Genomic DNA, 16,793 nt, shown 5'->3' on the forward strand with positions numbered 1-16,793 from the left:
AATTTGCGCAATTTGCGGTAAAAAATTTTTAAAAACTCAAAGTTAACAAACTAAAAAACAGAAATTTTAACTAGTTTCCAGACCATATAAGCATCAAAATCTTCCATGTTTTGCAACCGTGATTTTAATTGGTTTCATGACTTTTTGAAACAAAAAAAGGAATAGCTATTACACTATTCCTCTTTTGCAATTTAACCTTGCTTAACAAAAAATAAAAATTAAAATAAAGACTCTTTACGCTAAAACTGTGTTAACTGCATATCTGATTGATTATTTCTAAAATTAGAAACTCCGATGTTTAACCAATTAAGGTAATCCTCAATATCTGGATTATAGGCCGACGATTCGTTTAGTGATTCGCCTTCATTGTTTACCAAAACATAAAAAGGTTGTGCATTGGTTTTGTATTTAATGGTTTGAAACTCACTCCATTTTTGCCCAATATATTTAATCTTTTTTCCCGTTAACTCAGATACAACTTGCTCATTTGAAGCCAGTTCTCTTTTATCATCAACATATAAAGAAATAAGAACAACATCATCTTTCAAAACCTTGAGCACTTTATCATCAGACCATACATTGTCTTCCATTTTACGGCAATTTACACAGGCATGTCCGGTAAAATCAAGCATAACCGGTTTTCCCATTTTTTTGGCGTATGCCATTCCCTTATCATAATCAGTAAAGGCAACAATATTATGAGGGCCTAATTCAGCTCCATCTGGCAGTTTTGAAGTCATTTCATCTGAATTTGTTCCAAAGCCATTCGGAATCTCACTGTAATTCAACGGCGGCGGAAAACCGCTGATCAATTTTAAAGGTGCGCCCCAAATACCAGGAATCAAATAAATAGTAAATGACAAAACAATAATTCCTAAACCTAATCTCCCAACGCTGATATGTGACACCGGGCTGTCATGAGGCAATTGTATTTTTCCAAATAAATACAAAGTAAGCGCTGTGAAAATGGCAATCCAGATCGCGATAAAGGTTTCTCTTTCTAGTAAATGCAATTGCAGCACCAAATCGGCATTTGATAAAAATTTAAACGCCAAAGCCAATTCTAAAAATCCTAAAAACACTTTTACTGAGTTCAGCCATCCACCCGATTTTGGCAATGAATTCAACCAACCCGGAAAAGCAGCAAATAAGGTAAAAGGCAAAGCCAAAGCAAAAGAAAAACCAAACATTCCCACAAAAGGTGCAACACCGCCTCGAGAAGCCGCTTCGACTAATAATGTGCCTACAATTGGGCCAGTACAAGAAAATGAAACAATTGCCAATGCCAAAGCCATGAACAATATACCCACAATACCGCCTTTATCTGCTTGGCTGTCTACTTTATTTGCAAGCGAATTTGGAAGCATAATTTCAAAAGCGCCTAAAAACGACAGTGCAAAAATTACTAAAAGCAAAAAGAAAATAACATTAAACCAGACATTTGTAGACATCGCATTTAATGAATCGGCACCAAAAGCCCAAGTTACAACTGCACCCAGAAAAATGTAAATGGTGATGATAAAAATTCCGTAAAAAACGGCTTTTCTAATTCCTTGCGATTTTGTTTTGCTTTGTTTGGTAAAAAAGCTCACTGTCATAGGAATCATTGGGAAAACGCAAGGCGTAAGCAATGCAGCAAAACCAGAGAAAAAAGACAATATAAAAATCGTCCACAAATTATCTAATTCGGCTTTATTATTCTTTTTTGTGATCACCGGTTTAGCAATTACAATTGGTTCTTTTACTGCGATTGGTTCGGCTTGAACTTCATCGATTGCAGTTGAATCAGATACTATCTTTTCTGACGTTGCTTCAATAACGGTTTCTTCAACAACTGCAACAGTTGCTGTTGATGGACTTACAGAAAATTCAAGTGAATCGTAACTTGGTGGCAAACAATTTTCATCATTGCAAACCATAAATTCAACCTCTGCTTTAATTTTAAAAGGTTTATTTCCGGCAAGTTTTATACGTTGTCTAAAAGTGGTTTCTTTTTCAAAAAACGTAATCTGCATTTTAAAAACAGGATCGTTGATCGTTTGTCCTTTTTCTTCTTTTACATCGCCATTTAATTTAAATTCTGGTGTTTTTGTAAAAGTAAAATGAGTTGGAATTGGCCCTCCGTCAGCAACATTTTGGCTGTATAAATGCCAACCACTTTCTATGATGGCTTTTGCCTGCAATTCGTATTCAGTATCTGAAATTTTTTGAACGCTGGTTTTCCATTTTATCGGATTATATATCTGTGCCTGCACCATTATGGTGAACAACAACAGAAGACTCACTAAAAATTTGTTCTTGTTCATGGGTAATTTTTTATAAAAGAGGGCTGAATAGCAAAAACAACCCCCTGTTTAATCCGTTGCAATTAACAATGCTTACTAATTCAAAATATTAATTGATTCCGGAAGTACAAATTAAATTCTAGTAGATTATTTTAAGGGTTTGAAAACGATTTGATACGAATCGGCTTTGTTTAAAAACGAATTCGCAAAATTCTGAATATCCTTTGCAGTAATTGACTTTACAATATCTTCATAATTTTTAGGATCATCCATATTGTAGTTTTCCCTAAAATAATTGTAAAGCAAGTCGCTTGTATATTTATTAAAATTTTTACTATCCGCTTTAGTTTTCAAATAATTTGTTCTAGTTTTCTCCAAATCTTCAGCAACGATTTCACCCTTTTTGATTTTATCCATTTCTTGATAAACAATAGGGACTAAATGATCTACTCTGTTTGCATCACAATCAAACGAAATTTCAAGTTTAGCCTTAGGAGAAGGGTATTTTGTAGCGACACACACTACATATGCCCCATACGTACCGCCTTCCTTTTCACGAAGACTTTCTGTATATCTTAAAGTCAAAATATCACCAAAAAAAGAAGCTAAAATTTTATTCTTTTCAGAATAAGCAATCTTGTTACTATAGTATATTTTTACTGCACTTTTGGGAGTTTCCATTTTGATAAAAATTTCTTTATCAATTTTGTCAGAAATCATTTTAGCAGTTTTGTCTTTGAAATTCTCCTTGCGTTTGATCCCCTCAATACTAGCGATGTATTTTTCTAAAAATGGCTTTAGAACCTCCGGCTGAATATCTCCAACTATATTAAACTCGAAATTCGAAATATCAGAAAATCTATCTTCATAAATTGCTTTCATTTTATCAAAAGACAAATCATCAATGTACTTTTGGTCTATTGAGTATACTCGCGGATTATTTTTCCCGTATACAGCAACTGACACGCTATCTGACATTTTTGAATTGATATCTTTTTCTTTATTTTTTAGAAAGTTTTGAAATCTTTGTTTCATCAATAAAAATTTCTCCTGATCAAATCTTGGTCTCTCAAATCGCAAATAAACTAACTGCATCATTGTTTCAATGTCTTTCACATTAGCTGACGCTGATACAAATTCAGACATAGGGCTAATTCCAACACCAGAACTAACTATTTTTCCTTTTAATATTTTCTCTAAATCAGTATCTGAAAATGAACCTAATCCCGACATCATAGCAAAGTCTGTGCAACGTTGAGCTGATGGCATATCATTACCGTCATACAAAGAAGTTCCTCCATAACTATCTGCCTGAAGACTAATCGTTTTTTTATTTTTATCAGCAAATTTATAATGCACTTTTACGCCATTACTTAAGACATATGTAGTCGCGCCAATTTCTTTAGTTTCTTTTTCCGATACTATTTTACCTGGCTTTAAATCTATTCCATCCATAAGTGATTTAGAAACAAAAGTATCAGCATAAGGCTGTAAAGAAGCATCATTTTCTGCTTTCTGAATGATATCAAATGCTTTTTCCTGCATTAAATTTTCTTCGCCTTCTACTCCAGTTACTGTTACAACACGGTTTTCTTTGGTGTATAATTTAGCAACTTGATCTTGCAACATTTTACTGTCGATATTTTTCAAAATGCTTTTTGTCATTTCAAATTCTACTGCAGGATCTGCAATTACTTCGTGGTTCAAATAATCGTCTTTTACCATTCCGATTACTTGTTTGTGCGAAATCTCATTTATTTTTTCTAAATAATTTTCATAACCAGAAATCGTTTCTTTAGCCGCTCTTTCTATTTCTCCTTTTGAAAAACCAAATTTATAAGCGCGAACCCATTCGTTCATAACAGCCTCAAAAGCTTCAGCTTGTTTTCCCGGTTTTGGACTTAAGCCTAAAACAAAAACATCATTCAGACGCGAATACTTTTGGTATCCAATTTGAGCGCCTTTAAAAGGACATTCTTGTTTCTGAGCCATTTCAGATAAACGATTGTTTATGATTCCGAAAGCAATGCTTCGTTGCGTCGATTTTTCTAAATCGGCAAAAGTTCCTGTTGGTTTTTCAGCCGTATGACGAACCATGAAATTAATATTCGAAGCCGAAATTTCTTTATCCAAAGCCAATTTAAAAGCTGGTTCTGCTCTTTCTGGAATGGCAATTTCAAAACGTTTTTTAGGATTTATTGGCGTTGGAATATCAGCAAAAAGTTTTTTGATTTTTGTTTCAACTTCATCAGCATTGATATCACCAACAATAGCGATTGCCTGTAAATCTGGTCGGTACCAATCTTTATAAAAATCTTTTAAAACCTGATATTTAAAGTTTTTTATGATTTCCATATCACCAATTGGCATGCGGTCTGCATAAAGCGAATTGTTGTAATAATACGGCGCAAGCTGATTGTAAATTCTTGCTCTTGCATTTTGTCTTGTACGCCATTCTTCGGTAATTACACCGCGCTCGGCATCGATTTCTTCATTTGTTAAAGACAAGAAATTAGACCAATCGTGCAAAACCAGTAAACAAGTATCAACCACTCCACCATCTTTTGACGGAATATTATCTAAATTGTAAACCGTTTCGTCTGTGCTGGTGTATGCATTGATATTTTTCCCAAAAACCGCTCCTTGTTTTTGGAGTGTATTCAAGATTCCCTTTCCTTCAAAATGTTTGGTTCCGTTAAATGCCATGTGTTCCAGAAAATGCGCCAAACCTTTCTGTTGGTCATTTTCTAAAATAGAACCCACATTTTGAATGATGTAATAACTTGCTGTATTTTTATTAACCTCAGTCGGATAAATATAATACGTCATTCCGTTTGGCAAAACGCCTTTTTTTATTTTCTGATTGACCGCGATTGGGTCATTTGCTTTGTAATTTTGGGCGTAACCAGAAAATATACAACCCGTTAGCATTACAAATATTGCTACTAAATTCTTCATTTATTTATAATTGTTTTTTTATACCATTAGTTGTTATCTTCAGCTATTTCATTCTCTAACATTACACATATTAATAAAAATGACTCTATATTTAATACCTTTTTTATTTTCTGAAAAATCTAGAATGTAAAAGACTTTGGATCTATTGAACAATTCACATTGTATATCTTGATCATCAAATTTTTCTAAGGAATTAATTTTCACAATTTTTCCTTTATATCTCTTTAAAAAAGTTTTATTAATAATCTGTTTTTCAAAAGCTTGACTTGCATTTTTCTTGAATTCAAAATTGTAAACATTTTTCTTGTTTTTATTAAAAACATAACGTCTATTTTTAAACCCATCCCTTTCCACAGGAAAATTAATCTTAACATTATACTTTCCTTCTTTAAAAGGTATATATATTGTGTCAAGTTTTTTTATCTGCTCATAACTTTGAGAATAAGCAGGCCCTGAGAGAAGCAAAATAATTACTATTAAAAAAAACGGTAGAATCGATTTCAATGCTTTAGAAAATATTTGAACCAAACACTTTTTAACCTTTCAACAATTTATCCAACTGCACTCTCAACTCAGGATTTGAAGGACGAAGCGCATCGGCATTGATGATGTTTCCTTTTGTGTCAAACAACAAAAATCTCGGAATCGCATTTACATCATAATTTTTAGCCACATCAGAACTGAAATCTTTGTCGGCCATTAACTGAATTCCTTTTAATTGCTCTTTAGTCACAAAATCTTTCCATTTTTGAGCGTCTTTTGGTTTATCCAAAGAAAGACTTACAAATACAATATTTTTTCCGTGATAATCTTCCTCGATTTTTTTCATATGAGGAATCTCAGCTTTACAAGGTCCGCACCAAGTTGCCCATAAATCGATGTAAACAAATTTTCCTTTGAAATCTGAGAACGAAACCGGTTTATCGTTAACGTCGTTATATGTAAATTCAAGTCCTTTTTGACCTACACTTTTATGAAGTACTTTTTCGTATTCTACTAAAAATGTTTTGCTTGCAGCAGAAATCATAAACGGTTTAATGCTTGGCGCTACTTTTTCATATTCTTCAATTTTCATTCTTGATGTTGCAACAGCATCACGTAAATAAACATCTTTTAAAGCCGGATCTGTTATGTGTGTTATTGCTTCTACTAAATCTAAACGTTTTGGCGCATCACCAGAATTCATCGTCACATAAAAGAAATAATTTGACATTAGAGAAACTCCATTTTGCAGTTTCAATAAATCTGGATCAGTGAATTTTTTATCTGCCTGCCAAGTTTTTATAACAGCCGGACAATCATCTTTAGCAGGAAATGCACTTCTTGGCATTCTGAAAAAAGTATATGTAAGTTCTTCAACATCTGTTGCTACTGCTAATTTTAATAACTTATCAAATGTAGCATCTTTGGTTTTGATTGATTTTGAGAATTCATTCGCTTTTGCCAAACCTTTATCGATCCAAGGATAAAAATCTACATAAGTAATATTTGTTCCAAGTCTCGAAAAGGGAGCAAATTCATTGTAGATTTCATTTGCTTTTTGAACCAAATCATTCTTTCCAACATTTTTTCCGCTTAAAACATAATTCTCTTTATTGATAACCAAATTGATGTCTAATTTTGGCTCTAAATACAAACGAATTAACTGGTTTCTAGATTTAAATTGGCCATAATCAACATAATAAAAGCCAGCAGCTGAAACTGGTGTCATAAAGCCAAACTCCCCCAGCGAATTAACTTTAGCGGTAGCAGCAACGGCTGGCTTTCCTTCTTCAACATTGTAAAGCGTAACTTCTTTTGCAATAAAATCTGGAATCGAAATGGTTCCTTTAATTACTGCATATTCTGAAATGCTCGTCGCAAAACTCATTTGAGCCGTAAACACGGTCAAAATGAAATAAAAAATGTGTTTTTTCATGATATTTATTGTTTTTTGTTTGATGTTTAAATTGAAATTCGAAGCGACTGATCATCTTGTTCAATAATCAAATCTTTGCTTTCTTTGGTTTCTTTTAGCTTTTTAAGATTTTCTGGTTTCAGTAAATCTTTAGCTTCAAAATCATTAATTTGAGTGACTTTTGCGCCAATTTTTACTTTCTTTAAATCTTCGTTCTGCTGATCTATAATTCGTTTTACTAAAATATTCTGGTTCTCGTCAAATTCTAAATCAAGTCCAGCGAAATAAAATGAAGGCTTCTTTTTGAAGCTTTTATTTGGTTCTAAATAAACTGTCTTGTGCAATACATCGATCGTAAAATTGAAACGTTTTATTAAATCAATTCCCAAAGATCCATCGGCGAAAGCCCAATTTTTATTGGCTTCATCATATTCCTGAAGTGCGATAGTTATATCTGGAAAATTATTTCCGTTAATCGCAATATTTGGAATTGCACCGCCAACAATTTTTGTCTGTTTTCCTAAACTGTAATTGACCGATGTATATTCGGTTTTTAAACTTCCCTCCAGATTATTTTTATGATTAAAAGGTCCGTAAGCAATTAAATCATAACCAGCGCCAGTATCAAAAGTGAAATTGCCTTCGACTGTTTTTTTATCTTCAAAAGTCAGATTCATTTTTACTACCGGAAGCCCCGATTTATAATCAAAAACTAATGGTTTTGCTTTTCCCCAATAATTGAAATTTCCAAAATTGTACAAGTCAATTGTCATCGTATCAAAATTGACAGATGTGATATAATTTCGAAGCAAATTGGCACCAAATAATCCGTCATAAACGCCATGTTTTGGAAAAATGACCAAACCTTGATTTTTTAAAACCTGATCACCAATATAAATCGTGTTATCTGCCGAATACTGCACTTGCTGACTTCCGCCAACCACAGACGCCGATTTACTTTTGGTAACCACAACTCCGGCTTTGTAAGCGCTGTCAGGATTCAAAGCCATTCCGTCTGCGCCGGTATCAAAGAGCATTAAAAACTCACGATCGGCTTTGTTTAATTTGATTTTAATAGCGATTCCGTTTTCGATAATTTGGAACGGAATACTGGCTACTTCTTTAACTTGTGCATTTCGGTCGACTCTATACAAACCATCGAAAAAAGTTACATACAAGATTTTGTTCTCTGAATTGAAAACAATTTGCGTTGGCTTTTTTTCTTTTCCATTGAAACAAAAATCGGCCAAAACAAAAGTTTCATTTTTAATTGTCACCGATTTTCCAGTTTGAATTGAATCTAAAACCGGAAAAGCATTAAAAATTGTGTTCAAATAAAATTCATTTGAAGAAGAATCTCCAGCGCCCACAGAAAACTCGGGCGCCAGAAGATTTTTCATTTCGCTGTAGCTTTTATTTTGAAAAGCTTTTTCGAAAGATTCAATAGATTTTTGAACGCTGTTTTGAGCGTAAACTGCGCATCCAAAAATCAGGATTGAAAACAAGAATATCTTTTTCATTTCGAATTACTTTTGTAAAGTATAGGGATTGTTTGCAGTTTTTGTAGCTCCAAAATCTTTCAATAAAATGCCTTCAAATTTTGTCCAATCTTCTGCAGAATAAAGTGGTTTCATTTCTTCTAAAAGTTTTTTGAAACCTGCTAAATCATTCGTTTTTTCAAACTCCTTTTTCTTGCGTTGCAAAATGGTAAATACATGATTTGAAACACTTCCAGAGCCATAATCTTTATAAAGCTGTTTTGCATTTTTCAAATAAAAATCATCATATTGACGGCCAATTCGCAATCCAGTAATAATTACAAATGGAACTTCGGCAGTTAATGAAGGCTGCGCCTTTAAATATGCATCGGCAGTTTCAAAAGAAACGTTTCTTTTGTTTGCTAAATAAGCCTGTGCATAAAACTCTGGATACTCTTTTTCCTCAATTTGTGGACTGTATTTTTTAAATACGCCTTTTTTAGCAGCCTCTTTTGCATTTTGAAGTAATGCCGTTAACTGCTCTACACTTTGAAATCCACTTTCAATATCAATCACTTTTCCATCAGAATTCAGGAATAAAAAAGTTGGAAATCCGGTAACGCCATATTTCATGCATAATTTTTTTCCGATTTCTTCTTTTAAGATATCCGATTTGAAAGTGACAAAATCTTTACTTAAAACTGCAGCTACTTTTGGATCTGGAAATACGTCTTTGTCCATTTGTGCACACGGCATACAGCCAGTGAAATACAAATCGACAAAAATTAATTTTTTCTCCGTTTGAGCTTGTTTTTTAGCTTGTTCCCAGCTTTCTTCGGTAGATTGTGCGTGTGCTTTTAAGGCAATAGAAGGACAGGCAAGCAGCAAAACTGCGCTTGCGATTTTGATAAATCGTTTCATAAAATGTGATTGTTAAGAAACCGAATGAAGAATGAAATTCAAACTTCATTCGGCTTTTTTTTTAAGTTTTAGATTATCTGCGGCGGTATGCAACATCAACGATTTTGCATAAGCCCTCATATTTATTAGTTAATATTAAATCGCCGTTTACAGGAGGAACTGTATAAAGCTCTAATGTGCCCGAAGTTCCATAACTGCCCACAATTAACTTCTTGTCTGCATTTTTTGCTAAAGGATTGAAAGCAATATATGTTATTTCTTCGATACCTTTATTAATCATCAATTTAGCCGATTGGGTTCCGTTGTCATATTCATACACTTTGCCTCCGGCCGCGTAAAATAAATATCCTGAATCTGGACTTACAGCAAATTTTGTCGCTTTATCAAATTCTGGCGCATTCAAGATTTCTTTGTAATAACTCTGAATCAGACCTTGAGAGAAACGCAGTAAATAGTATTTTCCTGTTGATCGATTTTTTAAAACTGCAAAATTCTCATAACCATTAAAACCAGAAGTCGTCATGTAAATTAGATTGCAGTTTGTATTGTTCCAATCTAAAGTTGTTGCAGATCCCGTAACAGGCGGCATTGCGGAGCAATTCCCTTTTGAATAATTAAAACGAACAAAACTGCGGGTATCATTATTAAAGAAAACCGGTGCCGCAATAGATCCACTATTCGAAGCTATAAAAGGAGCAGCATAAAAAGTTTTTGTATCAGTCTCTAAAATGTTTTGAGGCAAACCGTATTTTATATTATAAGTACGATAATAATAAAATATGTCGCCTTTGCTGTAAATAAAATTTTCACTACCCGCTCCTGGAGTTTCCATAAAATCAACTCCAAAGTTGGTTGGGAATGAACCTCCCAAAGTTTCGTAAGCCAAATTTTGCGACTGAGTCCACGCAAAAGAATCTGGATCAAGTCTGGCGGTACCATTTTCTGTAGTAGTTACATAAATTCCATAAGCAGAAGTAGTATACACGGCACCTCCAAAACAAGAAACATCTACAGCTTTTCCCGTTAATTTTAAAGCAGAACCTGAAGCATCTAAAACATCCGTAATAATTCTTGGTTGTGCAACACCTGGCACAATTGAAACCATATCAAGACGAGCCTTTTCGTTTACATTTCCAATCACCATCCAGCCCTCATAAATCGCAGAAACCACATTTAAAACAAAAGGAACTTGCTGCCAAGTCACGCCTGTAACTTTATCTTTAACAAAATAATATACATTGTATTTACCAGGCGCCAATTTTATGACACCATCAAAATTTTTGGCCGTTCCAAGAAGCGTTCTTGATTCTGCTAAAAGTTTAGAAGGATTAAGCGCAACCCATTCGTAAGTATAGCGGTCTGCATTGCTGCCATCGTCTAAAGTAGGATTCAAGTTAGGTGTTATTTTAAAGTTATCACCCGTATAAACCGTGTAAGCTTCTTCGATACCGCTTGCCTTAATTTCATTTATCGCATTGTAGTCATAATTCCCTTCATCCTCAGCACAGCTATAAGTTAAAACCAGCATCAATGATAGAAGAAATTGAATCTTTATATTTTTTAACATAATGTTCTATTTTTAAAATTTACTAAATGATTTTTAAGGAAAGACCATTTCTTTCCCATCTTCTTCATAAACAGTATTGCCAGATGCTTTTTGATCAGCAAGATAACGTTTCATAAAAGCTTGATAATACATAATATCAGGAATAGAAAGTCCTATTGAACCCAATTTCTGATTGAACATTGCTGGTTCTAAATGAATCAATTCGCACATCAGGAAGAATTTCTTTGCCGAAAAGACGCCTAAATAAGGTACATACCAGCCAATTGGCTGTGTCAATTTATCATCAATAGAAAGTTTGAACGTAATAAAGCTTATTGATTTATTGGTCAGCTTATTTATTACTCTGCTTTTCATATTCGTATTGAATGATTCATTCTCTTCTAAATTCAAAATGAGCAAGAAGCCTTTTTGCTTCATATCTGCAGTTCTGTTAATCGTCACAGGAAGATCGTTTACTACCGTTCCAGCAGGAATTACAAAATTTTCGGGAATTTTAAAATGAGTTCCAGCAATGGCGGTGCTTTTTGGATCGATAACCACTTTTACTTTTCGATCTACATCGCTGCTTTTTCCTTGCACTCGAACTGGAATATTATAAGTTCGACCTACAATTTCAGCTTTGTCTAAAGCAAAGGTTAGTCCAATACTATCTGTTATTGCTGTAGTGGCACCATCAGAAATTCCATAAACTGAAGGCGCAAAATAAATACTGTCGCTTCCGCTATACGTTTCAATTCCGTCTTGATCGCATGAAGCCAAACCTAAAATAGATAATAACAATATGCTTAAAATCACTATTTTTTTCATGTTGCTTTGTTTTAAATTATTGGAAATTAACTTCAATATCCGGCAATGGCACAACATATTGAAGCGCACCCATTGCTATGGTTCCAGAAGCTGCTGAACCGTTAGGAACTGTAGCACTATTTATTCTTTTGTAATAAAAGAAAAGCTGTCCCTCGCCAATAAATTCTTTTTTATACTCTTTAGTAACTTCTGTAGTAACATTTGCCGTCGCCGCAAGATTGGTCAAACCACGGTTAAAACGAAGCGTATTTAAATAGGATATTCCATCTGCAGCCACTGGCGCTGTTTCTGCAGCAATCAAATACATCTCTGAAAGTCGGAACATAGGAATCTGAAAACGAAATAATCTCGTTTTATTCTCTACATCTTCATATTTATAAAAAGTCTTTTGCGTTTTACCCCCTACAACAGGAATTTTCCAACTTGGCAAACTTCTATAATCATTATCATTTGATTCAAAAACGGCAGTCAATCTGCTTAACAAAGGCGCATAAATAGCTTCATTGGCTAGATTATAATCAAATAAAGCCTTTTGTTTCAAATACAATCTGTAATCGCTTAAAGCGAAAAAGTTTTCTGATGAAAAAATACGATCCGGATTTGCTGCATTTGTAGCTTCTAAAAATGGAGTCCAAGGAAAAAAAGACGTCGTTTTAACAAAATTAATTACTTCGTTTGCTACTGCAGAAGCTTTCGTTTTGTCTCCAGAATATAACAATACACGTGCTTTAAGACATTTTACCGCTAAATAATTCATACGCAAACCTCTATTTGCAGAATAATACGGATTAGCATCAAAATCGGTTGTTGCGTTATATTTTCCTGAAGTCAGAATTGGATCTTTTTGAAGTAATTCTAAGGCTTTATCTAGATCAGCCAGAATCTTAGCCACAACATCTTTTGCCGAAATCAGAGGCTGATTTGCTGTAACAGCATTTTCATAATACGGAATTGCAGGAAGAGAGGGATCAACTTTGTAAATTGGTCCATACAAACGCAGCATATCAAAATGCAGCATTGCTCTTATTCCGTAGGTTTCCCCTTTTAAAAGATCTGCTTTTTCTTTTGAAACAATTCCCGCATGCTCGTCCATGCTTTCTAAAAATTTATTGGCAAACAAAATCGTTTTATATCCTGATTCCCAAATATTTGAAAACACTAATTTTGGATGATTTTCTGTATACGAATAAGAGGCGATTTTACTTTTATTAAGATTGTTTGTCATATTGTACTGCTGTCCCAAAATTTCGACTGCGTCCATTGTAAGCTGTCGTCCGTAAAGATCATCAGATACAAGACTTAAATAAAGTCCGTTGTGCACATTTTGCATTCCAGCTTCATTATCAAATATTTGACTTTCTAAAATTTTGTCTTGAGGCGTTACATCCAAGAAATCACTACAGCTTGAAGCTGCCAATGAAATCAAGATGATGAATGCTATTTTATTTAAATACTTTTTCATAATTGCTGTATTAAAATGATACGTTTATACTTAAAGAATAAATTCTTGAAAAAGGATACTCAATACCTCGCTCCGCTTTTATAGTAGAAACTCTAAAAAACTCATTTGCATAGGCGTTGAATGCTAAACCAGCTAATCCTGATTTATTAAGCCATGCTCTATTAGTTACACGGTATCCTAAACGAAGTGATTCACCAGAGATATAATCATCTTTTTGAATGAAGCGGGAAGAAATCGGCGTTTCATTTGTCAAGCTGATCGCTTTAAACTGCGCCATTTGTCCTGGAGTTGTCCAGCGGTCAGTAAAAGCTCTGGCATCTTGGTTATTAAAAATGGTACTTGAGCTGATGTTTTCGACTTTGTCATATAAAGCAGTATTAAATCGGTCTGCTCCAAAACTGTAACGAATGAATACTCCTAAACTGAAATTTCCGTAATTGACACTTGTAGAAAAAACACCCGTTGCAATTTCTCTTGAATTCCCCATGATTCTTTCATCATTTTTATCTAGAATAAAAGTCGTTTGTCCATTTTTCTTCAAGAAAACTTCTCTTCCTGTAGCCGGATCAATTCCTAAAGAAGGCACTGCCCAAAGATCATTTGTACTGGCTCCATCGTAAAATCTTGTCAAACTTGTCGTTTTTTTAGCGGCGTCATTCAATGAAGCAAGTGCATTATTAAAGCCTCCTAATTCATTTTCATTTGTAGTAGCTGTTAATCCAACTCCCCAATAAAAATTAGCCTTAGCATTATTTATGATTGTATAATTGGCTTTAAGTTCTAAACCTTGAGTCGTTATATATCCAATATTTAAAGGATAAGCGGTAACACCCGTTGAAGCCGCAAGATCGATCTCAACAATTTGTGGTGAAGTTCGGCGTCTGTATGCTCCCAAAGTAGCTGTAAGCCTGTTTCTAAACATTGCCAAATCTAATCCTAGAGACAAATCTTTTGTTTTTTGAGGCTCCAGATTTACGTTTGCCAATTGTGAAACGTTTAATCCGGCTCCAAAAATATTAGTATTAGGATCGTAAGTATAAATATCATGAGATGCAAATCCCACAAGATTTTGATTTCCTGTCTGACCAAAATTTGCACGAAGTTTCAAGATATTAACGATATCCTCGTTCATGTTGAATTCGTAGTTCATATTCCAACCAATACCAATTCCGTAGTATGGCGAATATTTTTTATTTGTTCCAAAATTGGTTGCGCCAGAAATCGTATGCGTCAAATCAAGCAAATATTTTCTATTGTAAGCATAATTTAGCTGATTGGTTAAATCGACGCTTCGCACCATTTCGCTGTACGTTTCTGGTTTTGAATTCGCTTCAAATCCAAAAGCGAAATTAGGATTACCTGGAACACCTAGTGGAAAACCTCTTAAAGTTGAACCATAATATCCATATCTTGTCTCTAAAGCTGAAGCTCTCAAAGTGTAATTAACCGAGTGAACATTATTGAAAACATTTGAATAAGTTCCTCCAATATTTCCATTCCATTTATTAGTCAGATAATCTTTTCTCTCATAACTTCCTTTTTCGGTTGGAATATCCGAAATAAATTGTGTGTTATCTGGCGAAATAAATTTTGTTGATGTCGTCTGTAATCTTGAAACTGATATTGCTGCAGTTGTTTTGATATGAGGATTTATATCATAATTTACAGCAAAGTTATTTGTGAAATTAAAATCTACACCTTTGTCATAACTGTTTAAACGAACATTATACAAAGGGTTTTCTGCCTGATTTACATAATCATTTACGATTGGTTTTCCAACCGGAATGTTGGTTCCGTCCATATAACGTGTTGGAACGCCATTTTCATTGTATTTCTCATAATACGGACTCGCTTTTGCCCAAGTAGAAAAAGAACCATAAGGAGATTCCTGATTATTTCCTCCAGAAATAAAGAAGTTATTATTAAAACTTACTTTTTTCTTTCTGTAAATCAAATTCGCATTATATCCCCAAGTATTGTGTTCAGAACCTTTCATAGTTCCTGACAGCGATTTGTAATTTCCAGCAAGATTAAATCTAAATTCGTCTGATCCTCCGCCAATTGCCAAACTATGACCAGAAGTAATTCCCATTTGAATAGGTTCGCTCAGCCAATAGGTATCAATACCTCGGCGCACATTGGCTAGACGTTTGTTGTAAACTTCGTCCCATTTAAATTGTTGCGCATAATCACCAAGACGCGGTACGACATAAGCTTTAGAAAGTCTTTCAAATTCTAATTTTTGCTCGGCATTCATTAAATTATAAACGCTTAAATCTGCCAATTCATAAGATGAGTTATAAACGTACGAGATTTGTAATTTTCCTGCTACAGGCTTGTTCGTTTCAATAACAACCACTCCGTTTGCAGAACGCGAACCGTATAAAGCTGTAGAAGCGGCATCTTTAAGCAACGTAATATTTGCAATTCTGTTAATATCCAAATCAACAACCTGCTGTAATGTCGTTGGGAATCCGTCCAAAATAAACAAAGGCTGATTTGGATCTTCTTTAAAACGGTCATTAACCTGATTAACAGACAAACTAGTCTGTCCTCTAACCTCGATTACTGGCAAAACATTTGGGTTTGAACCTGCAATATTATTATTCAAAACCATAAAAGAAGGATCTAAAGTTTTTAAAGCCTGAACAACGTTTTGAGTAGAAACTTGTCTTAATTCTTCACCTTTGAAAGTAGAAACTGCTCCTGTAATCAACTCCTTTTTACGAACTGTAACTCCAGTATTTATGGTTACGCCACCAAGTTCTTTGGTTTGCTGTTCTAAAACAACATTGATAACTTTTCTTTTATTAACAGATATAATTTGTGCAGAATGCCCAACATAGGTAAACAAAATTTGACCTTCTTCTGGAGCTATGATCACATATTTTCCGTCAAAATCAGTTTGAGTAGCCACAGTACTACCCTTCACTTTTATATTTACACCAGGCAGAGGTTCTTTTTTTTCATTGGTAACAATACCTCTAATTTCAATATTTTTAGATTGCATTACGACCACTTTTTCAACTGGAGTTTCTTTAACCACAATTGTGTTGCCGTTCATAAAACTGAAATTAAAATTTTTGCTTGGAAAACTAGCCTCCAGCAAATCATTTACTTTAATTTTGCCCTTTTTTAAATGTACTTTAGGTAATTTTTTAAATAAATCTTCCTGATAAATAAAAGTATAATCTGTCTGCTGCTTGATAATGTCAAAAACTTCATCGACAGTTACCGTTTTATCAGAAGCAATTACAACTTTTGTGTTTTGCGAAAATAGATTTACGGGAGAAAAACCAAAAATTGTTGTACAAAACAAGAAGATAAAAGTTCTCATAATGTTAATAATTAGCCTATTTCTAATATAGAAATAAGCACTGGTTAATTTAAATTTCATAAATTTACATGTTAATTGGTT

The 16,793-nt window shown here is 33.9% G+C and carries 10 protein-coding genes; all 10 read right to left on the minus strand.

The window, feature by feature from the left end:
- Positions 1 to 239: 239 nt before the first annotated feature.
- The 10 genes from RB619_RS09225 to RB619_RS09270 all read right to left on the minus strand — a co-directional run bounded on the left by RB619_RS09225 (position 240) and on the right by RB619_RS09270 (position 16,712).
- The gene (locus RB619_RS09225; protein WP_308096645.1) at positions 240 to 2,306 is read right to left on the minus strand and encodes a cytochrome c biogenesis protein CcdA; all 2,067 of its coding nucleotides are present in this window, start codon (positions 2,304 to 2,306) and stop codon (positions 240 to 242) included.
- Positions 2,307 to 2,432: 126 nt separating this feature from the next.
- The gene (locus tag RB619_RS09230; protein WP_308096648.1) at positions 2,433 to 5,243 is read right to left on the minus strand and encodes an insulinase family protein; all 2,811 of its coding nucleotides are present in this window, start codon (positions 5,241 to 5,243) and stop codon (positions 2,433 to 2,435) included.
- Positions 5,244 to 5,291: 48 nt separating this feature from the next.
- Positions 5,292 to 5,747 (minus strand): hypothetical protein, encoded by a 456-nt coding sequence (locus RB619_RS09235; RefSeq protein WP_308096650.1) that lies wholly within the window; start codon positions 5,745 to 5,747, stop codon positions 5,292 to 5,294.
- Between the two features lie 31 nt (positions 5,748 to 5,778).
- Positions 5,779 to 7,161, minus strand: coding sequence for a TlpA disulfide reductase family protein (locus tag RB619_RS09240; RefSeq protein WP_308096652.1), 1,383 nt, complete (start codon positions 7,159 to 7,161; stop codon positions 5,779 to 5,781).
- A gap of 26 nt (positions 7,162 to 7,187) precedes the next feature.
- Positions 7,188 to 8,660 carry a retropepsin-like aspartic protease gene (locus tag RB619_RS09245; RefSeq protein ID WP_308096655.1) on the minus strand — a complete coding sequence of 491 codons (1,473 nt, stop codon included), beginning with the start codon at positions 8,658 to 8,660 and terminating at the stop codon, positions 7,188 to 7,190.
- Between the two features lie 6 nt (positions 8,661 to 8,666).
- Entirely contained in the window at positions 8,667 to 9,539 is an 873-nt protein-coding gene (locus RB619_RS09250; protein WP_308096657.1) for a thioredoxin fold domain-containing protein, read from the minus strand.
- A gap of 73 nt (positions 9,540 to 9,612) precedes the next feature.
- Positions 9,613 to 11,106: a PKD-like family lipoprotein gene (locus tag RB619_RS09255; RefSeq protein ID WP_308096659.1), complete on the minus strand. Its 1,494-nt coding sequence runs from the start codon at positions 11,104 to 11,106 to the stop codon at positions 9,613 to 9,615.
- A gap of 33 nt (positions 11,107 to 11,139) precedes the next feature.
- Positions 11,140 to 11,913 (minus strand): DUF4843 domain-containing protein, encoded by a 774-nt coding sequence (locus RB619_RS09260; RefSeq protein WP_308096661.1) that lies wholly within the window; start codon positions 11,911 to 11,913, stop codon positions 11,140 to 11,142.
- Between the two features lie 16 nt (positions 11,914 to 11,929).
- Positions 11,930 to 13,375, minus strand: a complete 1,446-nt coding sequence (locus RB619_RS09265) for a RagB/SusD family nutrient uptake outer membrane protein (protein WP_308096663.1) — start codon at positions 13,373 to 13,375, stop codon at positions 11,930 to 11,932.
- A 10-nt stretch (positions 13,376 to 13,385) separates the two neighbouring features.
- Positions 13,386 to 16,712 carry a SusC/RagA family TonB-linked outer membrane protein gene (locus RB619_RS09270; RefSeq protein WP_308096665.1) on the minus strand — a complete coding sequence of 1,109 codons (3,327 nt, stop codon included), beginning with the start codon at positions 16,710 to 16,712 and terminating at the stop codon, positions 13,386 to 13,388.
- Positions 16,713 to 16,793 lie beyond the last annotated feature (81 nt).

It is taken from the genome of Flavobacterium sp. LHD-80 (assembly GCF_030929605.1).
In the GTDB taxonomy this organism is placed as follows: Bacteria; Bacteroidota; Bacteroidia; order Flavobacteriales; family Flavobacteriaceae; genus Flavobacterium.